Genomic DNA, 23848 nt, shown 5'->3' on the forward strand with positions numbered 1-23848 from the left:
CTTACAGAACGCCTTTGCTGCTTGGTAATTCATTACCTTCAACTTTGATTGCTTGGCGAAGAGTACGACCAAACGCTTTAAACAGGCTCTCAATAATGTGGTGATCATTATTACCAGCTGAAGAAAGATGCAATGTACAAGCCAGTGTATCGGTTAAAGAACGGAAGAAGTGAACCACCATCTCCGTAGAAAGGTCACCCACTTGCTCGCGGCTAAACTTAGCATCAAATTTTAGGTACGGACGACCAGATAGGTCTAGAGCACACTGAGCTAAGCACTCATCCATAGGCAGGCTGAAACCGAAACGGCCGATACCACGTTTATCACCTAATGCATCTTTAAGTGCTTGGCCTAAAGCGAGAGCGGTGTCTTCGATTGTGTGGTGATCATCAATGTGTAGGTCGCCCTTCACAGTCAGGTTCATTTGGAAACCGCCGTGTGTCGCGATTTGATCAAGCATGTGATCGAAGAAACCCATGCCAGTATCGATCTTGTTACCACCGGTTTCATCAAGGTTTACGGCTACCTTAATGTCAGTTTCTTTCGTTGTACGAACCACTTCAGCAACACGAGCATTAACCGTTAAATCTTTAACAATCTGTGGCCAGTTGAGTGTGCCTTCCGTTTCCGCATCCGGGCCGTATTGGATACCACGAATTGCCATGTTCTCAGCAAGTTGAAGATCCGTCATTCGATCGCCAATCACAACAGAGTGTTGGAAGTCGACTTTGCCGCCTTGTAGGTATTCTTTAACCATACCCAGTTTAGGCTTACGGCAAGAGCAGTTGTCTTCGTCAAAGTGAGGGCAAATAAGCACATCGTCAAACTTAACGCCTTGAGACTCAAAGAACTCCATCATCATATTGTGTGGAGCATCGAACTCTTCTTGTGGGTAGCTATCTGTGCCTAGACCATCTTGGTTAGTCACCATCACTAAACGGTAACCCGCATCTTGCAATGCCAGTAGGCTAGGAATCACTAGCGGTTCGAATTTTAGTTTGTCTAAACGGTCTACTTGAAAGTCGACTGGTGGCTCAACAATTAAGGTGCCATCACGGTCTATAAAAAGTATTTTCTGTTGTTTACTCACTTGAACTTCCTTTTAATTTTAAATCTGCTGGCCTAGCTAAAATCAAACGCTAACCCAAAATATTGGTTTCATTTGCCAGTCTGTTTTTAATCAACTCAGACTGACAAATGTTATTAATGGTAAGCCTTTCGTTACTGAAAAAAGTTACGAATGAATCCAAGTGTCTTTTCGCACTCTTCGCGGTTACCAATACTAATACGAACACAGTTTTCAATTGGCGAATTACGCAAGATGATGCCCGTGTCCCATGCCGCTTTAAACAACTCATCGCCGTTCGGGAATTTAACCAGCAGGTAGTTACCCCAACCATCAAATACCGTCACTTGAGGCATACCCAACAAACCAGCTTGCAGATACGCTCGGTTAGCACTTAAATCCAAAACTTGGAACTTCGCTCGCGCAAGCCCTTGTTCAGAAAGCGCTTGAACGGCAATATCAGCAACTGGAATTGGAACTGGGTAAGGCGCAATCACTTTCAACAGTACATCGATAAGCGCTTTGTTCGCCAGCGTAAAGCCACAACGTAAACCCGCCAGAGCAAAAGCTTTCGACAAGGTACGCAGAATCGCAAGGTTCGGGTATTGCTCAAGCAAGTCGACCGTTGACGCTTCTGGACAGAAATCGATATACGCTTCATCCATCACCACAATCGCTTTGTCTTGCGTCATTTCAAGCAGTTTGATGATGTCTTTGCGATCAACTAAGTTACCCGTTGGGTTGTTTGGGCTACAAACAAACACTACTTTCACGTTGTCTAGTTGAGCTTCAATAGCAGGAAGATCCAATTGCCATTCAGCAGTTAAAGGCACAACCTTGCGCTCAACACCAATGGTTTCCGCACTGATTGCGTACATACCGTAAGTCGGTGGACAATAAAGAATCGCATCTTCGTTTGGCTCACAGAAAGCACGAATCAGTAACTCAATGCCTTCATCAGCGCCACGAGTGGTCAGCGTTTGCTCTGATTTCACGCCTGCATATTGAGCGTAAGCATCGATCAGCTCTTTAGGCTGGCACTCGCTGTAGCGGTTAAGACGAGACAAATTTAGGTTGTACTCGTTATCAAACGGAGACTCGTTAGCGTTTAGCCACACATCTCCGCTGCCACCAATGCGTCTTGCAGACAAGTAAGGTGTAAGAGCCTGAACTTGTTTTCTTGCTAACTTTTCCATGCCCTACCCTTATTTCGCTTTATTTAACTGTTCAAATCGATTTAATTTTTCAACTCGGATAGTCACAGCACGTTTGTGCGCATCCAAACCTTCGGCTTCCGCCATTGTGACTACCGTTGGCGCTAGGCCTTTCAAGCCATCAGCCGTTAACTCTTGTACCGTCATACGCTTAGAGAAATCAGCCAAACCTAGACTTGAATAGGTTTTGGTATAGCCGTAAGTAGGAAGAACGTGATTTGTACCTGATGCGTAGTCACCTGCAGACTCTGGAGACCAGTCACCAAGGAAGATTGAACCGGCATTGTCTAACAACGGCAGCAACTCACGTGGATTCTTGGTCTGAACAATCAAGTGTTCCGGGCCGTAGAAGTTCGAAATCGCAATCGCTTGAGTGATCGATTCAGCAATGATGATTAGGCTTGAAGCCAATGCTTGCTGAGCGATGTTCGCACGAGACAGTTCTTTCAGTTGCTTCTGAACCGCATCGGTTACTTGGTCGGCAATCACTGGCGATGGTGTTACTAATACAACCTGTGAATCTGGGCCATGTTCTGCTTGGCTCAGTAAATCCGCAGCAATGAAGTCAGCATCCGCAGTTTCGTCTGCAATTACCATCACCTCCGATGGGCCTGCCGGCATATCAATCGCAGAACCACGGAAGTCGTTACTCACTTGGCGCTTAGCTTCCGTTACGTACGCATTACCAGGACCGAAAATTTTATCTACTTTAGAGACACTCTCCGTACCGTAAGCCATGGCAGCAACAGCTTGACCACCACCGACATTGTAAACCTCATCGATTTTACAAAGATTAGCGACATACAAGATTTCATCCGCGATTGGCGGAGGTGAACAAAGCACAACCTTGCGGCAACCCGCGATTTGAGCAGGTACACCTAACATAAGAACCGTTGACGGAAGTGGCGCGCTGCCACCCGGAATATAAAGGCCAACAGTATTAATAGCGCGTGTCACTTGCTCACACACAACGCCTGGTTGTGTTTCAACCTTAATTGGTTGCGGCTTCTGAGCTTCGTGAAACTTAGCAATATTGCTATAAGCTTGCTCTAACGCTTGCTTCATTTCTGGTGTTAAACGAGCACATGCCTCTTCAATCTCAGTCGAGCTGACTCGAATGGATTCTGGAGTCACACGATCGAACTTTTCAGTCAGCTCTTTAAGTGCGGCATCGCCTTCATTTCGTACTTTTGCAATAACATCAGAAACAGTCGCAGTGATGTTTGCACCTTCAGTAATAGCTGGACGCTCTAGTACCGAGTCTTGCTGTGATTCACTTAAAGATTGCCAAACAACGGTTCTCATCGTCACTACCCCATCATTTTTTCGATTGGTAATACTAGAATCGAGCTTGCACCCAACTCCTTCAGCTGTTCCATAGTTTCCCAGAACAAGTTCTCAGTACTTACTAGGTGAACGGCAACTTTGTCTTTGTCTGTAGATAGAGGAAGAACAGTAGGATCTTCAGCTCCAGGTAATAGCGCTTTGATTTGCTCTAGCTGAGACGTTGGCGCGTGAAGCATGATGTACTTAGACTCTTTCGCTTGTTGAACACCCTGCATACGAGTCAGTAGTTTTTCAATCAATGCTATTTTGTCTGCATCAAATTCGCCAGTGCGTTGAATCAGAGTTGCTTTAGATTGGAAGATAACTTCCGTTTCTTTCAGGCCGTTCGCTTCTAGCGTAGCGCCTGTAGAAACCAAATCTGCGATAGCGTCAGCTAGACCTGCACGAGGAGCAACTTCAACCGAACCTGTTAGCATACAAGTGCTGAATTCAACACCCTGCTCGTCCATGTAGGCTTTAAGTAGTTGTGGGTAGGTTGTCGCAATACGTTTACCCGCAAGATCTTGTGGGCCGTTGTATTCTTCATCTTTGTTGATAGCGATAGAAAGGCGGCAACCACCGAAATCTAAGCGGCGTAGAGTGCTGAATTGCGATGGCTCGTTTAGAGCGATACGGTCTAGGCGAACTTCTTCTAGTTCATTCTCGCCAATGAAACCTAGGTCAACTACACCGTCCATGATAAGACCTGGGATGTCATCATCACGAACCAGTAACAAGTCGATTGGCATATTTAGTGAATGAACAACTAACTGCTCACCCATGATGTTAAATTTAACACCACATTTTTTAAGTAGATCTTGGCACTCTTTACTTAAGCGACCTTTCTTTTGAATTGCGATTCTTAGGCGTTGTGTCTGCATTGCTGTATCCCTGTGCAAATATTTGAATTTATTGATTATTTAAAAGTACTAAAACTAAAAAACCCTCGGAAGACTTTGTCGTCCCGAGGGTTTAAATCTAAATTCTTTGACTTAACCTCCGGGAGAATTCTTGCTCCCGGGTATACGTAAATCTCCCCGAAAGACTAGATAGGGTGATGATGGTGATGAATGTTCATTACTAATTTACGCATACTTATCAGCTCTTAGGTTGTTTGCTGTCTTGTCTCCACACTAACTAAGCTGACACCCTTTTTCAACCATTTATTCGAACTTTTTTCACGAAATTTAAAATTAAATTAACGAGCACAAAAAAAGGGAGGCAAACGCCTCCCTTTTCATTATTCAATCAAGTGATGATTAGCTTTTGCACGTCGACATTTTACAACGTGAGAAATAAGCCAATGCAAAACATACTGCCACAAACGTTAGAGACGCTGCGCCGAACGCGATGCCAGTTGATGATGTCATACCTAGAGTGATGAAGCCGATACACGATACGAACGCCACAGACAGCGCATAAGGAAGCTGAGTCGATACGTGGTCAATGTGGTTACAACGAGCACCTGTAGAAGACAGAATCGTTGTGTCTGAGATTGGAGAACAGTGGTCACCAAATACAGAACCAGCAAGAACCGCACTTAACATAGGCAGAATTAGCGCGATGTCAGAAGCTGCAGCCATGTCACCCGCGATAGGTAGCATGATACCGAACGTACCCCATGATGTACCTGTCGAGAACGCCATTAGGCCAGCAAGAAGGAACAAAATAACGGGTAGCCAGTGGTAATCAATGTTGCCAGTTGCTAGAGATGATAGGTACGAACCTGTTTTCATGTCACCTATGACAGAACCGATAGTCCAAGCGAACACAAGAATTAGGATAGCGCCAAACATAGAGCTAGCACCGATCCACATTGTTCTTGCGATATCAGACATTGGTAGCTTTTGCTTAAACACTGTCGCTAGCGCAACAAGCAGACCTAGAACGCCACCGTAAACAAGAGACTTACCTACATCTGTATTTTCGAACGCACCAAGCAGGTTAAATGCTTGACCGTCAGCAGTCAGCGCTTGGCCGCCTGTGTAAAGCATAGCAGCAACTGTTGCTACGATTAGCGATACGATTGGCATAACAAGATCAGAGACAGAACCGTTTTCGCTCTCTTGAATGTCTAGCTCTTCGTTTAGATCGTGAGCTTGCTTTTGATCGTTGTCGCCTTCAAAGCCACGGCCTTGAGAGGCTTCAATCTCATGCTCGCGCATTTTACCAACATCTAAACCAAACCACGCAACAGCAAACACCATTAATAGTGCGAACACAGCGTAGAAGTTCATTGGGATAAGACGAACGTAAGCACCCAGTGCAGAATACTCAGTCACACCGTGTGTCACTAAGATGCCACCAATAATAGTGATGATGTAAGCGCCCCAACTAGAAGCCGGCATAATCACACACATTGGAGCAGCGGTAGAATCTAGAATATAAGCTAGCTTAGCGCGAGATACGTAGAAGCGGTCTGTTACAGGACGAGAGATAGCACCTACCGCTAAGCTGTTGAAGTAATCATCGACAAAGATGAATACGCCTAAGAAGGCAGCAAGTAGTTTTGAACCACGTTTGCTCTTCACACGAGACTGTGCCCACTCAGCGAATGCGCGAGTACCACCAGATAGTGTGAGTAATGCAGTTGTCATTCCGAGAATAATTAGGAATGCGATGATGCTCATGTTCCAAGTGTTAATGCCACCATCTTCGATGAAAACACCAGATGCTTTAGTGAACACGTAACTAGCTGCGTTACCTACTGAGTAGTCAGCAAGTAGAATCGCACCCATAACGATACCAACACCCAAGGAAACCAATACACGGCGGGTAACAATAGCTAGAGTCAATGCAACCAAAGGAGGAAGCAGCGATAAAGGCGATGTTGCAAAATCTATTAAATTCATGATCTTCAAAAACCAGTTTTTTATTTGGCTAGAGATCTACTGCAGACAAACTTGATACGGTTTATCAAGCTCATGTTGAACTAAGCGAAAGGGAAGTGAACACTTCACCCAACCCTACAGTAGCGCTCCATAGTTTAAAATTAAGACTATGGCAGTGTTGTACCTATTGAGCACAACCCCAGCAAATTGTTTAGATATACAATTTACTTCGGCAATTACACCTTTCATTCCCGTTCATTGGCATCACCCCAACGAAAACTACTTTTTATAATTGCGCCTCTACGTGCGATAACATTATTAACTGTGTAAACCATAGTTTAACAACAAATTAACCAAAGCATCGCATCAGGTAGCCGCAATTGTACCCATCAAGAGCAACAATGCAACATATCATTCCGACAAAAATGTCTTTTTGTTAATGAACTAATCAATAAAAAAATAGTCTAGATATAGCAATTACTCCACCAGTCACATATCGATTTTTAAGATAATCTTAATAATTATTATAAATTCATCAAAAGTGAGTCGTTTCTTTTTCAACTATTCATCTCACTTTTATATTTAAATAACCAATACAAGAAATACTATTTGTTTTATTCCTAGGCACTGTTTATTATTAGGAGGATTATTTAGTTTACCTTGATGGGAAATATCATGTCTGAATTAACAAAAACACTATTAAATATCCGCAGCCTTCGTGCGTTCTCACGTGAATTAACTCTTGAGCAACTTGAAGAAGCGCTAGACAAGCTGACTATTGTTGTACAAGAGCGTCAAGAGTCTGAAGCTGAAGAACGCGCTGCTAAAGCAGAGCAAGAAGCTAAGCTTTCTGCTATTGCTGAACAAATTGCAAAAGACGGAATTGATGTTGCAGATCTTATTGCTGCACTTTCTGGTGAAGCAAAATCTAAAACAACTAAAGCTAAACGTGCTCCTCGCCCAGCAAAATACAAATACGTAGACGCAAACGGCGACGAGAAAACTTGGACAGGTCAAGGCCGTACGCCTTCAGCTATCCAAGAACAACTAGATGCTGGTAAATCTCTAGAAGAGTTTGCTCTTTAAGGCATCGTGTATGCTAAGTGAATAATCAATAAAACACTAAGCAATAGAATTAATATTAAGTCGACTAAAGTATTATTTACGGCTTCAATATATTCAGAAACAAAAAAGGCTCCTTTCGGAGCCTTTTTTTATATTTCACTATTAGAAATATAAATGAAAAAGATAAAAATATCTTATCTTTCCCAGTATGCTTCTTCTAGACTGTCTTCTCTTTCAGGAAGGCCGCGAGACAAGCGAGGAGAGTGCTGAACCAACACTTCATAACTTGCACGGTTTGAATATTTACAAACTTGTGAGAAAGATGAATACGTTAAAAATGCATGTTGGTGCTTGCTAGAATTCGGTACATTTTCTTTATGATATTTATTTGCTGCCATATCATGTAATAAAGCCGACAGCGCCGCATCCCCTGCACCATTGGTATTTTTGATCTTTTCTGGACCACCCATGTAAGGCGCGATATGCGAATAGATTTTCGTTGGGTTGTCACATAACTCTTTATGTGCAGGACGGCTAAACTCATAGCGGTTAAATTCTGCAATCGAGCCTGGTAACAACGGCAATGAAGTTTCACGCTTCACCGCGTCTTCAGTATAACCCGCCATGAATAAGCCAACAGGGCCTGCCGTACATAGAACTAAGTCTACCCACTCTAGTGCTTTGTCTGAAGCAGCAAGAGGATCGCTTTCTCCTGTTAAGGCTTCAGCTTCGTCTTCATTCATTGCAACAACGGTGACGTGCTGTTCAAGAAAATCTTTCCAGAACTCTGGATCATCTTGAATAACAAACTTAGTACCAAGAGTTAAAACAACAGGCACATCGTATTTCTTCGCGTATTCGATAGCTTTCATTGTTGCTTCAGGCATAGGGTCACCTGGTTTACAACGAACTAAATACGCCGTTAATACTAAAGCAGAAGCACTTTTGAAAATTTTCTCAGGGATGCTTTCTGGTTTTAATTGGTTCATTTGTCCTTCGCTAATTGCGAAAGTACGTTCACCATCTTCTGTAATTAATGCAAAGCAGCGACCAATTGCGCCATCTACCCCTTGTAAATGGTTCAGATCCATTCTGCTTGATGTATTACATAAATAGCGGTAACCGTAACTACCAATTTTAATATCTTGGCTCATTACACCCAATAGCGTTGAACGGTCATCCGCAAGTACTGAATAGTTGTGTAATGTATTACCAATAGTGCCACCAGCGTATTCATTGGTGATCAGGCACTGTTCTTTTAATTCTTGATACAAGGATTCAGCAGCTTCATCACCAATTACCAGTGAGTGTCCCTTACTTAGCCCGTATTTTTCGATTAGCTCAGAACTCACTTTCGCTTCAATATCCACCAAAGTTTGGTCAATACCGATAATATGAGTACGTGACATTCTTTTGCTAGTTTGAGCTTGGCTTACTAAAGGATCACGAGCGTGAACCGGAAAATAGTGCTTTGATTTACGTTGTCCAGGGAATTTCATAAGGCTAGTCTAAGTCAAGGGGAAATAGGTGGCGGATTCTACCGCGCTATATTTAACGCGGCAATCTTTCAAACTATAGCAAACGTTTGCTAGGCTATTTTTTTATTCGCCTTCCATAAAGCTTAAGTCAGGTAGCATACCCAAATGCTCGGCGTAACGTTTTTGATTAAACTCAGCGCCGTTTTTCATTACATCAAATACTTCAATAGCCAGTGCACATGCCATAGCCGCAATCGCCTCTTCACGAGGAGTACCTGTCATCATTAAACGCATCAGCGTCTCTTTCACTTTTACAGGTTGGCCATCTTCAAGTTGGTTCTCGATAATCTCGATCAACTGTTCTTCTTGCATAAACTCATTTTGTTCAGACATTTTTTATCTCAGGTCTTGGATTTCGAGCGACTATGCCACATATAGATCTGACATCCTAGCGAGTCTCCTCGCGTTCATGCGATTATCTAACGAAGTCAGCGCAATATTTGTGCAAATGAAACTGTGATTCCGGTCTCGGATCTGTCGCGGTGTTTCTCTTTCTGTTAGAATCTGCGACCAAGTAATAGTAACGGTGTTTAGACATGTCAGATATCAGCTCTGGAAACAGCGAAAAGAAAGTAATTGTCGGTATGTCCGGCGGTGTAGATTCGTCAGTATCGGCGTATCTTCTTCAGCAACAAGGCTATCAGGTAGAAGGCCTTTTCATGAAAAACTGGGAAGAAGACGATAACGAAGAATACTGCACGGCAGCTGAAGACCTTGCTGATGCTCAAGCGGTATGTGACAAGTTAGGTATCCACCTTCACACTATCAACTTTGCAGCAGAGTACTGGGATAATGTATTCGAGTACTTTCTTGAAGAATACAAAGCGGGTCGTACACCGAACCCAGATATCCTTTGTAACAAAGAAATTAAATTCAAAGCATTCTTAGAGTTTGCGGATGAAGTATTAGACGCAGACTACATTGCGATGGGTCACTATGTTCGTCGTACTTTCCCAACTCAAGAAGAGCTAGACGCTGGCGTGAAACCAGAAATGCTACGTGGCCTAGACGGCAACAAAGACCAAAGCTATTTCTTATACACGCTAAGTTCAGATCAAGTGGCACGCAGCCTATTCCCTGTGGGTGAATTAGAGAAGCCTGAAGTGCGCCGTATTGCTGAAGAGCAAGACTTGATCACTGCGAAGAAAAAAGACTCAACAGGTATCTGCTTTATTGGTGAGCGTAAGTTCACAGAGTTCCTTGGCAAATATCTACCGGCTCAACCAGGTAACATCGAGACACCTGAAGGCCAAGTTATTGGTCAACACCAAGGTTTGATGTACCACACGCTAGGTCAACGTAAAGGCCTACATATCGGTGGCACCAAAGGCGGTGGCGGTAATGAAGACCCATGGTTTGTTGGTGAAAAAGACCTTAAGCGTAATGTTCTGATCGCGGTTCAAGGTAAAGACCACCCGCTTCTTAAATCAGAAGGCTTGTTCGCATCTCAGCTTCATTGGGTTAATCGCACACCAATTACTGGAGTTATGACATGCACGGTAAAAACACGTTACCGTCAAACCGATATTCCTTGTACAATCATCCCAATTGACGATGATAACATTAAGGTTATCTTCGATGAGCCGCAAATCGCTGTAACGCCAGGCCAGTCGGCTGTGTTCTACCAAGATGAAGTCTGTCTTGGTGGTGGTATCATCGAAAAACGCATCTAATCTAATCGAACGAACAACAAACGATAGAAAACAACTAGGAGTTACTACGTGGCTAATACACTTTATGACCGTACTATTGCTTTCGCTGGAATTTGCCAAGCTGTGGCTTTGGTTCAACAAGTAGCGAAAGACGGCCGTTGTGATAAAGATGCCTTCGAAGCTTCACTCAATGCCATTTTAAATACTAACCCAGCGAACACTGTGGGTGTATTTGGCCGTGAGGCGAACCTAAAGCTAGGCCTTGAATGCTTAGTAAAGGGTATCGACAGTACTCCCGCTGGTAGCGACATTACTCGCTACATCATCAGCTTGATGGCGCTTGAACGCAAACTATCTGCTCGCAATGACTCTATGTCACAGCTTGGCGATCGTATTCAAACTGCAGAGCGTCAAACTGAGCACTTCGATCTATTTGACGAGCAAATGATCAGCAACCTTGCGAGCATCTACTTAGATGTAGTGAGCCCTATTGGCCCTCGTATTCAGGTTTCTGGTACGCCAGCAGTACTTCAACAGACATCGAGCCAGCATAAGGTTCGTGCTCTGCTGCTATCAGGAATTCGAAGCGCTGTGTTATGGCGTCAAGTTGGCGGCAAACGTCGTCACCTTATCTTCGGTCGCAAAAAAATGATCGAGCAGGCTCAGATCCTGCTAGCTCGCATGTGATTTAGTAGCTCGCGCCTCGTCGCGAGCTTGTTTTTTGTGCCAATACAACTCTCACGCAAACGATTGCGCAATATGCGTGACAATTGAGATTGTTACTGGTATAAACCTCTCAAAATTTAGAAAACTCAATTCAGGAGAACACCATGGAACTGTCAGCATTGACTGCTGTTTCACCAGTAGACGGCCGTTACGGAAGCAAGACTGTTGCATTACGCAGCATCTTTAGTGAGTTTGGCCTACTAAAGTACCGCTCTATCGTTGAAGTTCGTTGGTTACAAAAGCTTGCAGCTACAGATGCAATCAAAGAAGTACCAGCGTTCAGTGCAGAAGCTAACCAGTTTCTTGATGAACTAGCAGCTAACTTCAGTGAAGAAGATGCTCTACGTATCAAAGAGATCGAGCGCACGACTAACCACGACGTTAAAGCGGTTGAGTACTTCTTGAAAGAGAAAGTTGCTGGCGTTCCTGAACTTCACGCTGTAAACGAATTTATTCACTTTGCATGTACTTCTGAAGACATCAACAACACCTCTCACGCGCTTATGCTTAAAGAAGCTCGTGACACAGTGATTCTTCCAGAAATCCGTAACGTAATTGATGCTATCAAAGCACTTGCGAACGAGTACCGTGATATTCCATTACTGTCTCGCACACACGGTCAGCCAGCTTCTCCTTCTACTATGGGTAAAGAGATGGCTAACGTTGCGTACCGTATGGAACGTCAATACAAGCAAATCGAAAACGTTGAGATCCTAGCGAAAATCAACGGTGCTGTAGGTAACTACAACGCACACCTTTCTGCATACCCAGAAGTTGAATGGCACCAGTTCAGCGAAGAGTTCATCACTGAATCTCTTGGCGTAACTTGGAACCCGTACACAACTCAAATCGAACCTCACGATTACATCGCTGAGCTATTCGATGCAGTTGCTCGTTTCAACACTATCCTTCTTGACTTCGACCGTGACGTTTGGGGCTACATCGCTCTTGGTCACTTCAAACAGAAGACTATTGCTGGCGAAATCGGTTCTTCTACAATGCCGCATAAAGTTAACCCAATTGACTTCGAAAATTCTGAAGGCAACCTTGGTCTAGCTAACGCAGTATTTAGCCACCTTGCACAAAAACTTCCAGTTTCTCGCTGGCAGCGTGACCTTACCGACTCTACAGTTCTTCGTAACTTAGGTGTTGGCGTTGGCTACGCAATCATTGCATACACTTCGACTCTGAAAGGTATTAGCAAGCTAGAAGTTAACCGTGCTGCGCTACTTGCTGAACTAGACAAGAACTGGGAAGTATTGGCTGAACCAGTACAAACAGTAATGCGTCGTTACGGCATCGAGAAGCCATACGAGAAGCTAAAAGAGCTAACTCGTGGTAAACGTGTAGATGGCGAAGGCATGCGTGCATTCATCGATGGTCTTGAAATCCCTGCAGACGAGAAAGTACGTCTAAAAGAGATGACGCCAGCGAACTACATCGGTCAAGCAATCGAGCTAACTGACAAGCTGTAAGATTCGAATTTCGAATCACAGAATAGACTAAGGCTTCCCATGTGGAAGCCTTTTTGTTGCGTAGAACAAATGTCTCGAACAGTAGTCCCTAAGTAAACAACAGTCGTCAATCAAACCTGACTTGTCCTACTCACCTCCCCCATTCAAATACTGCAAGCCACATTAAACAAACATCCTTAAATGCCAAGATCAAAAAAGGCCTCCCGAAGGAAGCCTTTAGAATACATATTGCCACTTAACGACAGCAGCTTGTGTTAGAAATTACATGTTACGTAAAGACGCAATACGCTTATCTAGCGGTGGGTGGCTCATTAGAAGCTCTGTTAGAGACTTCTTACCATTGATACCAAATGCCATCATAGAACCTTCTAGTTGTGGCTCATGGCTCACCTTTAGACGCTCTAGCGCTGCAATCATCTTCTCTTTACCCACTAGGTTCGCTGCACCTGCATCGGCATGGAATTCACGATGACGGCTGTACCACATCGTAATGAAGCTTGCTAAGAAACCAAATACCAATTCCAACACCATAGACACACCGAAGTACACCATCATGTTGCTGCCGCCCTCTTCTTCGTTGTCATTCGACGCAACAATGTTGGCGATGAAACGAGATAGGAAGATAACGAACGTGTTCACTACACCTTGCATTAACGTCATGGTCACCATATCGCCGTTCGCGATGTGGCTCACTTCATGCGCTAATACTGCTTCAGCTTCATCACGCGTCATGTTGTGCAGCAGACCTGTTGATACTGCGACCAACGAATCGTCACGCTTAGCACCCGTCGCGAATGCGTTGATGTCTGGCGAGTCGTAGATCGCCACTGTTGGCATACCAATACCAACTTGTTGAGATTGACGGCTTACCGTCTCCATCAACCAATGCTCTGTTTCGTTACGTGGGCTTTCAATGACCATGCCGCCTACTGAGCGTAGCGCCATTTTCTTTGACATCATTAATGAGATGAATGAGCCGCCAAAACCAAACACCGCAGCCATTAACAACAAGCCTGAAAGGCTTCCTGGTTGCATACCTGTGACTGCATATACAATATTAAGAACAACACTTAGTACCAATACAACCGCAAGGTTGGTTGCAAGGAACAACATTACTCGCTTCATTACTTATCTCCGCATGAAAGCTGTTTTTATAAAACTTATTGTTATAGACAAGGCAGACGGCAATAGATTCCAACCTTGAAGACTTATACTTACTTATACATATAGTCTTAGATTAAGAAAACAAGGTTAAGCATTAAATTGCAACATTTGATTACGAGATTGTAGATGAGTGAATCACGGTCTATTAGACCTAAGTCGTATGGTGTCGATATAACAATCCGTTTACAGTGACCTCAGATGATTTATTGGCTAGTCCATGTACAAAAAGGGAAGAATCATGGTTGAAGGTACTAACACTCAAATGGCTATCGATTTACTGTGCTGTCACCTAGGGATTACTGAAGAAGAAGCGAAAAAGCAGATTGGAATCCTAACACCGCAAACGGCACAGACAAAAATCACAGAAACGCAACAAGCATTAATGGGACTGACAAAAGAACATTAATCCCAAACTTGTTCAAAAGACCGGTTTTTACAAACGTATGGTCTAAAGGCTTAAAATAGCAAAAGGGCTGCAATCGCAGCCCTTTTCTTGTTTAGTACACTAGGTGAGAATTAAAGCGTAAGCAAAGGCTGCACATCAATGTACTTACCAATGTTCTTAGACTTTGCTCTTGGTACGTAAGGGATTTCACCTAACTTCGGCGCACCTAGCTTGTCTTCAAGCATCGCAATAATATCAGCATAATGTTCAGTGCCTGGATTAATGCGGTTCGCTACCCAACCTACTAGGTTTAGACCATCTGCACGAATCGCTTCAGCAGTTAACAGAGCGTGGCTCAAACAACCCAGCTTAATACCAACAGTTAGGACAACTGGAAGCTGCTCTTTTTTAACCCAGCTAGACAAGTATTCGTCATCTGAAACCGGCACACGCCAACCACCAGCACCTTCAACTAAAACGATGTCAGAGTTTTGCTTATGCTGTTCTAGCTTCGCTGATAATACCGCTTCATCAACCACGACACCGTCATGCTTAGCTGCGATATGAGGTGATGATGGTAGCAACAATGCATACGGGTTAACGTCTTCGTAAGCAACATCTTGCGTCGCAGCTTCTTGAAGGTGTAATGCATCACTGTTACGTAACCCTTCAGGGTATTGTTCACACCCTGCAGCAACTGGCTTATAGCCAATTGTTGATAAATCCTGTGCGGCCAAAGCTTGAAGAATCGCTTTTGAAACCACAGTTTTTCCCACTTCGGTATCCGTACCTGCAATGAATAATGCATCAATCATAATTGAATAACCCCTAAACAAACTTGATATGTTGCTGGTAAGAAACCTTGATGGTTTTTAAACTCTCGATATTCCCGTTCAACAAGCTGCAACATGCGGCGACTTGTTAAACCTTGTGAGCGACCACTTACGTGATTAGCGCCGATACCTTTAAGGTCGCGCATCAGTTCAAACGCAGTGTCGTACCAAACGGTGATGGTGGGCAAGTCTAGTTGATGAGCAGTACAGCTAGATTGCGCTAACGCAATTTTTACCTGATTGATTGTAATAAAATGGTTAACGTGTTGATGTGCGTCAATTTTGGACCATGATTTTTCCAGTTCAAACAGTGACCCATCAAGCAAAGTTGAGAAAATCACACGTCCGCCAACCGCTACAACGCGCTTTATCTCTTTTAAAGGCGAGGATAAATCATCACACCATTGCAACGCTAAGCTTGAAAAAACGATGTCAAAACACCCATCTTCAAACGGCAATTGCTCAGCATCGGCTTGTTGATATAAAGAAACCGATGCACCACAGCGCTGCTCTGCCCTTTCTAACATTCCAACAGAAAGATCAGCACACACCACTTCAGCACCACGCTTGATCATCTGCTCAGAGAAGTAACCAGTACCACAACCTAAATCGAGCACCTTTAAGCCAGAGAGGTCTCTCGGTAGCTTATCCAGTAGTAGGTGGCCGACATCGCGCTGAAATTCAGCGTGTTTGTCATACGTTGTCGCTGCTTTACCGAAGGCTTCGGCAATCGCACTCTTATCGTGGCCTACGTAATTATGCACTACTGCTTCTTGTGACATTTACTGAGCCTCTTTCTTTAATTCAAAGCTTGGTTCTATGCTTGGTTGGCTTCCAGAGTCGTTGCTTCGCTCTATTGCTTGAAGCAACGAGTCAGTTAACTGAAGAATCTGTTCCTGACTGTGATTGGCCGTTAACGTAATTCGCAGACGAGCAGTCCCTGTCGGAACGGTTGGTGGCCTTATCGCTGTTACCCAAACTTGGTTACGCTTTAATTCTTCGGCAATAGATAATGCAGCTTGAGCTTCGCCAATAACGAACGGCTTGATTGGGGTCTGAGTATCAATAAAGCCTTTCACGCCACTCATCTGCTCAGCATAAAGGGCGCCAAGTTCTGTCAACTTCTCACGACGCCACTCTTGCTTCTGAATCATCTTACAAGCATGAGACAAAGCCACCGCTTGTGAAGGGGGCATCGCTGTCGAATACACATGATGACGAGCAAACTGAGTTAAGTAGTCACCCACCTCTGACGAACAGAGAATCGCAGCACCAGAAAGGCCAAATGCTTTACCAAAGGTCACCACCAAGATATCAGGTGAGACTTGTGCCGCACTGCAGCTCCCAGCCCCTTTATCACCTAGTACGCCGATACCGTGGGCATCATCAACCGCCAACCAACTGTCGTATCGATTAGTCAGGTTAAATATCTGGCTAAGAGGTGCTTGGTCGCCATCCATGCTAAACACACCTTCAGTAACGACTAACGATTGTGGAGAGCGGCTTAGTAAAGACTCGAGGTGCTGAGTATCGTTGTGCTTGAAACGTTTCATTGTCGCAGGAGAAAGCATCCCCGCTTCCATCAGAGAAGCGTGGTTAAGCTTATCTTGCAGTAGATAATCGTCTTTCTCGAGCAGAGAAAACAACAAGGCTTGGTTAGCACTGAAACCAGAACTGAAGAGAATGGCGCGTTCAAAGCCAAGCCATTCACACAACTGAGCCTCTAAATTTCGATGAGCAGGACTAAAACCTGTGACCAATGGCGATGCCGCACTGCCAGCACCATATTGGGAAAGTCCGGTTTGCCATGCATCGACCAGTTCAGGATCGTTTGCCAAGCCTAGGTAATCATTACTCGAAAAGTTAATAAAGCGAGAACCTTCACTATTAAGCAAAGGGCTATTACTGTTTTCGAGCACCTTAAGTTGACGAGTTAACCCTTGCTCACGGCGATGAGCAAGGGCACTTTTGATGCGAGATTTAAACAGTGGCATCGTAGAACATGTCATCTTTCGTTGGACGAGCAGCAACGCGCTCCACCACTTGATCTAACAGTTCATTTTCTTGAATTTCGTCAGGCTTTTGAGCCACCTGTTGGCTATTGATACCCAGCTTCTTAAACAACTGCATATCCGTGTCTTCGTCTGGGTTTGGCGTAGTCAGTAGCTTACAGCCGTAGAAGATAGAATTTGCACCCGCCATGAAACACATCGCTTGCATCTGTTCATTCATGTTCTCACGACCTGCAGATAGACGAACCGCAGACATTGGCATCATGATGCGAGCAATCGCAATCAACTTAATAAAGTCGAAAGATTCAACATCATCGACGTTTTCCATCGGTGTGCCTTTCACTTTTACCAGCATGTTGATTGGCACACTCTCAGGGTGTACTGGAAGGTTAGCCAGTTCTACAAGTAGACCCGCACGGTCATTGGTGCTTTCACCCATACCAATAATACCGCCTGAGCAAATCTTCATTCCGGCATCACGTACGTGAGATAGAGTGTCTAAACGATCTTGGTAAGTACGAGTAGTAATGATGCTGCCGTAGAACTCAGGAGACGTATCAAGGTTATGGTTGTAGTAATCCAAACCTGCGTCCGCTAACTCACCCGCTTGATCTGGCGTTAGCATACCTAGCGTCATACACGTTTCTAGGCCCATGCCTTTCACACCTTTGATCATGTCGGTAAGGTGTGGCATATCGCGCTCTTTCGGGTTTTTCCATGCCGCGCCCATACAGAAACGAGTCGAACCCGCGTTCTTAGCTTTTAGCGCCGCATCCAAAACACGCTCAACTTCCATTAAGCGTTCTTTGTCGACATCTGTTCGATAGTGAGCACTTTGAGGGCAGTACTTACAATCTTCAGGGCAAGCACCTGTCTTAATTGATAAAAGCGTACTCACCTGCACGTGGTTGTGCTCTTGGTACTGTCTATGAACAACTTGAGCTTCAAACATTAAATCCATAAACGGTTTTTCAAGCAGCGCTGTTACTTCAGCAACTGTCCAGTCATGACGAACTTCCACGTGTCGATCCTTTTTTATTATTTGATGTTGCATCTCTATTAATAGAGATTACATTTATGCTTGGCTAGTCTACCGACAAGCTTTAGACTGTCAACACATTGATAATATCAAAAGTTTACATTTGGTTATTTTTTAATCACACCAAAAATGGAAGTTACTATGGATCTCGCCTTTGATCGCCAGCATATCTGGCATCCTTACACATCAACGTTAACACCTCTGACCTGCTACCCAGTAACCAACGCAGACGGTGTTTACCTAGAATTAGAAGGCGGAAAACGAATTATTGATGGTATGTCATCTTGGTGGTCAACCATCCACGGCTACAATCATCCAGAGCTCAATGCTGCGGCTCACAGCCAAATCGATAAGGTTTCACACGTTATGTTTGGCGGTATCACCCACCAGCCCGCTATCGATTTATGTAAGAAACTGCTGAATTTGGCGCCAAGTAATCTAGAACACGTATTCTTGGCCGATTCAGGTTCAGTGGCCGTAGAGGTTAGCCTCAAGATGGCTCTCCAATATTGGCATGCTAAAGGGCAACCTCGTTCAAAATTCTTAACACTGAGAGATGGCTACCACGGTGATACCTTTGCGGCGATGTCGGTGACTGATCCAGATAACTCGATGCACAGCCTCTACAAAGGCTTTTTGCCTGAGCATATTTTCGCTGATTCGCCAAAAACTGGCTTTTGGAATGAGTGGAATTCAAGTGACGTCAATAGCTTTCGAGAGAAACTCACAGCCCATCATGCAGAGGTTGCCGCCGTAATCTTAGAGCCTATCGTTCAAGGCGCTGGTGGCATGCGCATCTACCACCCTGAGTTTCTAAAACAAGTTCGCTTACTGTGTGATGAATTCAACGTATTACTTATCTTGGATGAGATTGCGACCGGATTTGGCCGTACGGGGAAACTGTTCGCTTGCGAACATGCCGATGTTAAACCGGATATCTTATGCGTAGGTAAAGCGCTAACTGGTGGCTATATGACGCTGTCAGCGACGCTTGCGAGCAAAGAAGTCGCAGACACCGTATGTGGCGGTGAAGCAGGTTGCTTTATGCATGGGCCAACCTTTATGGGCAACCCATTGGCTTGCGCAATCGGTGCGGCAAGTTTATCCATCATCGAGCAAGGCCATTGGAAAAATCAGACTCAACAGATTGAACAACTCTTTTCTGAGTTGCTACCACCGTTGCGAGAGCATGATCTTGTCAAAGACGTTCGTTGGTTAGGCGCTATTGGCGTTGTTGAAACACATACACCTGTCGATATGGAAACCATTCAAGCTCACTTTGTTGAACAAGGTGTTTGGATCCGTCCTTTTGGTAAGTTAATTTATATGATGCCTCCATTTATCAGCGAACCTGAGCATATAGAGAAACTTGTTTCCGCTATTGATTGCGCATTAAAAGATCGCCACTGCTTTAAATAGAAGACAAAGCTATTACCTCTCCTTACTGGTTCATTTGCTATCTGCAATATTGAAGTTAAGGAGAGGCCGGTTCATTATTATCGACAATAGAGAACGACCGCCTTCTAACGAAGTTGGCTGTCTTTACTTGCTCTGCGATTGAACAATGAGTGACGATACGCAACGTGTTCAAACATGGACTGGCATCCAATACAGAAACGCACGCCTTTAATTGCTAGCCGTCTCTTTTCTGATATCTCATCACCGCACTCGTCACAATAATGCAAGCTTTCCCCACTTTGAATGTTCCCTCTTACACGAGAGATCTCATCATCAATGGTATTTTGAATTTGCTGACTGACGCTATCGTCACCTGCCCATCCTACGGCCATAAGTCCTCCTCTGTATTTGCATGAGAAAATTTGTACCTACCGCGGTAAGAGCGCATTATAACCATTTTTTAGTGATGTAATAATAACCTAAATTAGAGAAACACTATTACACATGAGTAATGAAATTAGTTATCGATCCACTACTTCCCGGAATAACAGATAATAAAAAACCCAGCCGATTGACTGGGTTTTCGTATAACAGTTTAACTGATTAACCGATGTGCGTTACGCCGCCCATGTATGGTTGAAGTACTGTTGGGATAGCAATACGGCCGTCAGCTTCTTGGTTGTTCTCAAGGATAGCAACCATAGTACGACCAACAGCAAGACCAGAACCGTTTAGTGTGTGTACAAGTTCAGGTTTCTTCTCGCCTTTACGACGGAAACGAGCTTGCATACGACGCGCTTGGAAATCCCACATGTTTGAACAAGAAGAGATTTCACGGTAAGTCTCTTGTGCTGGAACCCATACTTCTAAGTCGTAAGTTTTCGCAGAACCGAAGCCCATGTCACCAGTACATAGAATCACTTTACGGTAAGGAAGCTCTAGAAGTTGAAGTACTTTCTCAGCGTGACCTGTTAGCTCTTCAAGCGCTGCCATTGAGTCTTCTGGCTTAGTAATTTGTACTAATTCAACTTTGTCGAATTGGTGCATACGGATAAGACCACGAGTGTCACGACCGTAAGAACCCGCTTCAGAACGGAAACATGGAGTGTGAGCTGTCATCTTAAGTGGCAGTTCAGCTTCATCAGTAATCGTGTCACGAACCATGTTCGTTACCGGTACTTCTGCAGTAGGGATAAGCGATAGCGTCTTAAGAGGTACATCACTTACTTGCTCAGTTAGCGGGCTTGTGTGGAACAAGTCTTCGCCGAACTTAGGAAGTTGACCAGTACCGTATAGGCTATCGTGGTTCACTAGGTACGGTACGTACATTTCTGTGTAGCCGTGTTCATCAGTGTGAAGGTCCAGCATGAACTGAGCAATAGCACGGTGTAGACGTGCGAATTTGCCTTTCATCACGATGAAACGAGAACCAGAAATTTTAACTGCGCTAGCAAAATCAAGACCGCCAGACATTTCGCCTAGATCCACGTGATCTTTCACTTCGAAGTCGTAAGTCTTAGGTTGACCCCAACGAGAAACTTCTACGTTGTCGTCTTCATCTTTACCATCTGGCACTTCTGCATCAGGTAGGTTAGGAATTGACATGGTGATCGTTTCTAGCTCAGATTGAAGCTCAGCCAATGTTACTTTAGCTTGGTCTAGTTCTGCGCCTAAGTTGCCTACTTCAGCAAGGATACGCTCAGCTTCTTCATGGTCGCCTTTTGCTTTCGCTTGACCAATGGACTTCGATCGAGAGTTACGTAACGCTTGCAGCTCTTCAGTTTTCATCTGAAGGGACTTACGTTTTTCTTCAAGTTCACGAATTGTCTCTACATCAAGGGTGAAGCCTCGACGTGCTAATTTTGCCGCTGTTTCATCCAGCTCAGCTCGAAGTAATTTAGAATCCAGCATTGCTAATCCTATGCTTTAGTTATTTGAATATTCAGTAGATTGCTACTGAATCACTGCTAAACCCCTAAAACTGGTGCTATTTCGACCAATTTCAAACGATTTAATTGAATTTTTATGACTAGGTAACGATATCCAAAAAAGACTACTTTTCATAGCGTTTTTGTGGGCTTTTTGCGTCCAAATCCGCCAGATAATCTAGCTTCTCGCCAATTTTAGTCTCTAAGCCTCGTTTTGTTGGGAAATAGTATTGCTTCTCTCCCATTTCAGGGGGCAAATACTTTTCGCCAGCTGCGTAGGCACCAGGTTCGTCATGAGCATAACGGTATTCTTGCCCGTAGCCCATGTCCTTCATCAAAGTTGTGGGTGCATTTCGTAAATGATGAGGAACTTCATACTCAGGCAGATTGTGTGCATCCGTTAACGCTTGCTTCCAAGCGGTGTAGACTGCGTTACTCTTTGGTGCACACGCGAGATAAACAACCGCCTGTGCAATAGCACGCTCCCCTTCGGCAGGACCAATTCGAGTGAAGCAGTCCCAAGCGGACATTGCGACCTGCATTGCTCTTGGGTCAGCGTTGCCAATATCTTCAGAAGCAATCGCCAGCAAACGCCTTACGATATACAAAGGATCACAACCCGCAGCAATCATTCTTGCTGACCAATACAACGCCGCATCAGGGTTTGAACCGCGAATCGATTTGTGAACAGCGGAGATCAAGTCGTACCAAATATCGCCCTTATTATCAAAGCGAGCGACTTTCTCCCCTGCTACCTCAGCCAGCAACTGTAACGTTATCGCTTTCTCGCCTTTGTCGTTGTCTTCTGCCATGTCGTACAGCAGCTCAAGATAGTTGAGCGACATACGTGCGTCACCGTTGACCAGTTCAGCGAGGCGATCTAAGACGTTATCAGCAAAATCAGCTGTCACATCACCCAGACCGCGCTGTTTATCTTCAATAGCTTGGCGAATAACGAGAGAAATATCATCTGTATGAAGCGAAGTCAGCTTGTAAACACGCGCACGTGACAACAAAGCGTTGTTCAGTTCAAAGGATGGGTTTTCTGTGGTCGCGCCAATAAAGGTCACGGTGCCATCTTCAATGTGTGGCAAAAAGGCATCTTGCTGACTTTTGTTAAAGCGATGGACTTCGTCCACAAACAGGATCGTTCTGCGCCCTGCTTGTTTGTTTTCACGCGCTTTTTCAATCGCGATACGAATGTCTTTAACACCCGAGGTTACCGCTGATACGCGCTCAACTTCAGCATTCGCATAGTTTGCTGCCACTTCCGCCAGCGTGGTTTTACCGGTGCCAGGAGGCCCCCATAAAATCATCGAGTGAATATGGCCCGCTTCCAACGCTCTACGAAGTGGTTTACCTGGGCCTAATATATGCTGCTGACCGATGTACTGTTCGACAGTTTCAGGTCTCATACGAGCAGCAAGGGGACGAAAATCTTCGTCCCCTGCAAAATCTAAACTGTAATTACTCAATTGCAATCTCTTGATTCGTTGATGGCATCTGTGCCTATCGACGTACTACCAAATGATCTGCTTCATTAGATCAGTTTCTTTGGTCGTCGACCTCGACACCTTTCGGTGCCACAAAAGTAAAGCGGTCTGCTGCAGGTTTACCCAAGTCAACATTGCTAAAGGTAAACTCACCTTTCTGACCGTCTTGTTCAATCACGTTAAAGCCCTGAACAATGCCCTTTTCAGTGATCTTAATCTGGAAATCGCCCTGATTAGAATCCACAGCTGTTGGCGTTAGCGTAAATTGGTTACCCGTTTGTGCGACATTGTAGTTGTCCCAATCGCTTTCTTGGTTACGAGTCAGCAAGACAAAAGGTGTTTGTGATGTTGCTTGCTCTTGCCAGTAAATACTAACCTGCTCAATGAACGGGCTGTAGTACCACAAGCTTTGACCATCAGATACCAACACGTTTTCATCAGGGAAAGTCGTTTCCCAACGGAATAAGCTTGGCCGTGCAATCTCAACTGTGCCCTCGCCTTCCATAACAACATCACCATCAGGGCTAGTCACGACTTGTTTAAAGTCGGCGCTAAAACCTGCATTCAATGACAAGCGGCTACTCAGTTCTTCTTTCGGAGAAGCCAATACTGAAAAGCTCATAAATAAAAGTGCGAATACTTTTTTCATCAATAATCCTGTTAGAACATACGTCGGTCATATTTTCGATTTGACCGACTTAAT

At 44.4% G+C, this 23848-nt stretch carries 22 protein-coding genes, 1 riboswitch and 1 other annotated feature; of the genes, 6 read left to right on the forward strand and 16 right to left on the reverse strand.

Annotated features, from left to right (window positions below; genetic code table 11):
- Position 1 precedes the first annotated feature (1 nt).
- The 5 genes from hisB to L3V35_RS09670 form a co-directional block, all read right to left on the reverse strand.
- On the reverse strand, positions 2 to 1090 hold the full coding sequence (gene hisB, locus L3V35_RS09650; RefSeq protein WP_004734574.1) for a bifunctional histidinol-phosphatase/imidazoleglycerol-phosphate dehydratase HisB: 1089 nt from the start codon (positions 1088 to 1090) through the stop codon (positions 2 to 4).
- A 131-nt stretch (positions 1091 to 1221) separates the two neighbouring features.
- Positions 1222 to 2262: a histidinol-phosphate transaminase gene (gene hisC, locus L3V35_RS09655; RefSeq protein WP_237299485.1), complete on the reverse strand. Its 1041-nt coding sequence runs from the start codon at positions 2260 to 2262 to the stop codon at positions 1222 to 1224.
- Between the two features lie 9 nt (positions 2263 to 2271).
- Positions 2272 to 3591, reverse strand: coding sequence for a histidinol dehydrogenase (hisD, locus tag L3V35_RS09660; RefSeq protein ID WP_017094422.1), 1320 nt, complete (start codon positions 3589 to 3591; stop codon positions 2272 to 2274).
- Complete coding sequence (gene hisG / locus L3V35_RS09665; RefSeq protein ID WP_029224816.1) at positions 3591 to 4487, reverse strand: ATP phosphoribosyltransferase; 897 nt, start codon at positions 4485 to 4487, stop codon at positions 3591 to 3593. Before hisG ends, hisD begins: the two co-directional genes overlap by 1 nt.
- A 53-nt stretch (positions 4488 to 4540) precedes the next feature.
- Positions 4541 to 4676, reverse strand: a sequence feature (His leader region).
- A gap of 189 nt (positions 4677 to 4865) precedes the next feature.
- Entirely contained in the window at positions 4866 to 6458 is a 1593-nt protein-coding gene (locus L3V35_RS09670; protein WP_102557357.1) for a Na+/H+ antiporter NhaC family protein, read from the reverse strand.
- A gap of 112 nt (positions 6459 to 6570) precedes the next feature.
- A riboswitch (Lysine riboswitch) is annotated at positions 6571 to 6748 on the reverse strand.
- Between the two features lie 364 nt (positions 6749 to 7112).
- Here L3V35_RS09670 and L3V35_RS09675 point away from each other — a divergent pair.
- Entirely contained in the window at positions 7113 to 7523 is a 411-nt protein-coding gene (locus tag L3V35_RS09675) for an H-NS family nucleoid-associated regulatory protein (protein ID WP_004734569.1), read from the forward strand.
- A gap of 173 nt (positions 7524 to 7696) precedes the next feature.
- Here the strand turns inward: L3V35_RS09675 and L3V35_RS09680 are convergent, their stop codons facing one another.
- Together L3V35_RS09680 and L3V35_RS09685 are read right to left on the reverse strand one after the other, a co-directional pair.
- A complete protein-coding gene (locus tag L3V35_RS09680; protein ID WP_004734568.1) occupies positions 7697 to 9001 on the reverse strand; it encodes an inosine/guanosine kinase in 1305 nt (434 codons plus the stop codon).
- Positions 9002 to 9103: 102 nt separating this feature from the next.
- On the reverse strand, positions 9104 to 9373 hold the full coding sequence (locus L3V35_RS09685; protein ID WP_004734567.1) for a hypothetical protein: 270 nt from the start codon (positions 9371 to 9373) through the stop codon (positions 9104 to 9106).
- A gap of 203 nt (positions 9374 to 9576) precedes the next feature.
- Here L3V35_RS09685 and mnmA point away from each other — a divergent pair, with 203 nt between their 5' ends.
- The 3 genes from mnmA to purB all read left to right on the forward strand — a co-directional run bounded on the left by mnmA (position 9577) and on the right by purB (position 12893).
- Positions 9577 to 10713 (forward strand): tRNA 2-thiouridine(34) synthase MnmA, encoded by a 1137-nt coding sequence (gene mnmA, locus L3V35_RS09690; RefSeq protein ID WP_237299487.1) that lies wholly within the window; start codon positions 9577 to 9579, stop codon positions 10711 to 10713.
- A gap of 48 nt (positions 10714 to 10761) precedes the next feature.
- Positions 10762 to 11379: a high frequency lysogenization protein HflD gene (gene hflD, locus L3V35_RS09695; protein WP_004734565.1), complete on the forward strand. Its 618-nt coding sequence runs from the start codon at positions 10762 to 10764 to the stop codon at positions 11377 to 11379.
- A 143-nt stretch (positions 11380 to 11522) separates the two neighbouring features.
- Positions 11523 to 12893, forward strand: a complete 1371-nt coding sequence (gene purB / locus L3V35_RS09700; protein ID WP_017083261.1) for an adenylosuccinate lyase — start codon at positions 11523 to 11525, stop codon at positions 12891 to 12893.
- 261 nt (positions 12894 to 13154) lie between these two features.
- On the opposite strand, the gene htpX is transcribed toward purB, so the two are convergent.
- Positions 13155 to 14018: a protease HtpX gene (gene htpX / locus L3V35_RS09705; RefSeq protein WP_010439977.1), complete on the reverse strand. Its 864-nt coding sequence runs from the start codon at positions 14016 to 14018 to the stop codon at positions 13155 to 13157.
- Between the two features lie 277 nt (positions 14019 to 14295).
- Here htpX and L3V35_RS09710 point away from each other — a divergent pair, with 277 nt between their 5' ends.
- The gene (locus L3V35_RS09710; protein ID WP_017078977.1) at positions 14296 to 14463 is read left to right on the forward strand and encodes a hypothetical protein; all 168 of its coding nucleotides are present in this window, start codon (positions 14296 to 14298) and stop codon (positions 14461 to 14463) included.
- Positions 14464 to 14573: 110 nt separating this feature from the next.
- On the opposite strand, the gene bioD is transcribed toward L3V35_RS09710, so the two are convergent.
- From bioD to bioB, 4 genes are read right to left on the reverse strand one after another with little or no spacing between them, the layout of a single operon-like run.
- A complete protein-coding gene (gene bioD, locus L3V35_RS09715; RefSeq protein WP_054546661.1) occupies positions 14574 to 15257 on the reverse strand; it encodes a dethiobiotin synthase in 684 nt (227 codons plus the stop codon).
- Complete coding sequence (gene bioC, locus L3V35_RS09720; protein ID WP_237299489.1) at positions 15254 to 16057, reverse strand: malonyl-ACP O-methyltransferase BioC; 804 nt, start codon at positions 16055 to 16057, stop codon at positions 15254 to 15256. Before bioC ends, bioD begins: the two co-directional genes overlap by 4 nt.
- On the reverse strand, positions 16058 to 17269 hold the full coding sequence (gene bioF / locus L3V35_RS09725; RefSeq protein WP_237299490.1) for an 8-amino-7-oxononanoate synthase: 1212 nt from the start codon (positions 17267 to 17269) through the stop codon (positions 16058 to 16060).
- Positions 17256 to 18308, reverse strand: a complete 1053-nt coding sequence (gene bioB, locus L3V35_RS09730; protein ID WP_114633222.1) for a biotin synthase BioB — start codon at positions 18306 to 18308, stop codon at positions 17256 to 17258. Before bioB ends, bioF begins: the two co-directional genes overlap by 14 nt.
- Before the next feature lie 159 nt (positions 18309 to 18467).
- Between bioB and bioA the strand changes: the two genes are divergently transcribed.
- Entirely contained in the window at positions 18468 to 19745 is a 1278-nt protein-coding gene (bioA, locus tag L3V35_RS09735) for an adenosylmethionine--8-amino-7-oxononanoate transaminase (protein WP_237299492.1), read from the forward strand.
- 104 nt (positions 19746 to 19849) lie between these two features.
- Here bioA and L3V35_RS09740 read toward each other — a convergent pair whose 3' ends face one another.
- The 4 genes from L3V35_RS09740 to lolA form a co-directional block, all read right to left on the reverse strand.
- Complete coding sequence (locus L3V35_RS09740) at positions 19850 to 20116, reverse strand: DksA/TraR family C4-type zinc finger protein (protein WP_017073321.1); 267 nt, start codon at positions 20114 to 20116, stop codon at positions 19850 to 19852.
- A gap of 211 nt (positions 20117 to 20327) precedes the next feature.
- Positions 20328 to 21635 (reverse strand): serine--tRNA ligase, encoded by a 1308-nt coding sequence (gene serS / locus L3V35_RS09745; protein ID WP_004734554.1) that lies wholly within the window; start codon positions 21633 to 21635, stop codon positions 20328 to 20330.
- A 142-nt stretch (positions 21636 to 21777) separates the two neighbouring features.
- Positions 21778 to 23133 (reverse strand): replication-associated recombination protein A, encoded by a 1356-nt coding sequence (locus tag L3V35_RS09750; protein WP_017089177.1) that lies wholly within the window; start codon positions 23131 to 23133, stop codon positions 21778 to 21780.
- Between the two features lie 64 nt (positions 23134 to 23197).
- Positions 23198 to 23794 carry an outer membrane lipoprotein chaperone LolA gene (gene lolA, locus L3V35_RS09755; protein ID WP_237299494.1) on the reverse strand — a complete coding sequence of 199 codons (597 nt, stop codon included), beginning with the start codon at positions 23792 to 23794 and terminating at the stop codon, positions 23198 to 23200.
- Between the last annotated feature and the right edge of the window lie 54 nt (positions 23795 to 23848).

This window comes from Vibrio sp. L5-1 (genome assembly GCF_021728315.1).
Taxonomy (GTDB): Bacteria; Pseudomonadota; Gammaproteobacteria; order Enterobacterales; family Vibrionaceae; genus Vibrio; species Vibrio splendidus_K.

Bases quoted from the DNA above. Each gene is read 5' to 3' on its own strand.
- hisC (WP_237299485.1), bottom strand. From the start codon at position 2,262: ATGGAAAAGTTAGCAAGAAAACAAGTTCAGGCTCTTACACCTTACTTG.
- hisG (WP_029224816.1), bottom strand. From the start codon at position 4,487: ATGCAGACACAACGCCTAAGAATCGCAATTCAAAAGAAAGGTCGCTTA.
- L3V35_RS09670 (WP_102557357.1), bottom strand. From the start codon at position 6,458: ATGAATTTAATAGATTTTGCAACATCGCCTTTATCGCTGCTTCCTCCT.
- L3V35_RS09675 (WP_004734569.1), top strand. From the start codon at position 7,113: ATGTCTGAATTAACAAAAACACTATTAAATATCCGCAGCCTTCGTGCG.
- L3V35_RS09680 (WP_004734568.1), bottom strand. From the start codon at position 9,001: ATGAAATTCCCTGGACAACGTAAATCAAAGCACTATTTTCCGGTTCAC.
- L3V35_RS09685 (WP_004734567.1), bottom strand. From the start codon at position 9,373: ATGTCTGAACAAAATGAGTTTATGCAAGAAGAACAGTTGATCGAGATT.
- mnmA (WP_237299487.1), top strand. From the start codon at position 9,577: ATGTCAGATATCAGCTCTGGAAACAGCGAAAAGAAAGTAATTGTCGGT.
- purB (WP_017083261.1), top strand. From the start codon at position 11,523: ATGGAACTGTCAGCATTGACTGCTGTTTCACCAGTAGACGGCCGTTAC.
- htpX (WP_010439977.1), bottom strand. From the start codon at position 14,018: ATGAAGCGAGTAATGTTGTTCCTTGCAACCAACCTTGCGGTTGTATTG.
- L3V35_RS09710 (WP_017078977.1), top strand. From the start codon at position 14,296: ATGGTTGAAGGTACTAACACTCAAATGGCTATCGATTTACTGTGCTGT.
- bioD (WP_054546661.1), bottom strand. From the start codon at position 15,257: ATGATTGATGCATTATTCATTGCAGGTACGGATACCGAAGTGGGAAAA.
- bioC (WP_237299489.1), bottom strand. From the start codon at position 16,057: ATGTCACAAGAAGCAGTAGTGCATAATTACGTAGGCCACGATAAGAGT.
- bioF (WP_237299490.1), bottom strand. From the start codon at position 17,269: ATGCCACTGTTTAAATCTCGCATCAAAAGTGCCCTTGCTCATCGCCGT.
- bioA (WP_237299492.1), top strand. From the start codon at position 18,468: ATGGATCTCGCCTTTGATCGCCAGCATATCTGGCATCCTTACACATCA.
- L3V35_RS09740 (WP_017073321.1), bottom strand. From the start codon at position 20,116: ATGGCCGTAGGATGGGCAGGTGACGATAGCGTCAGTCAGCAAATTCAA.
- serS (WP_004734554.1), bottom strand. From the start codon at position 21,635: ATGCTGGATTCTAAATTACTTCGAGCTGAGCTGGATGAAACAGCGGCA.
- lolA (WP_237299494.1), bottom strand. From the start codon at position 23,794: ATGAAAAAAGTATTCGCACTTTTATTTATGAGCTTTTCAGTATTGGCT.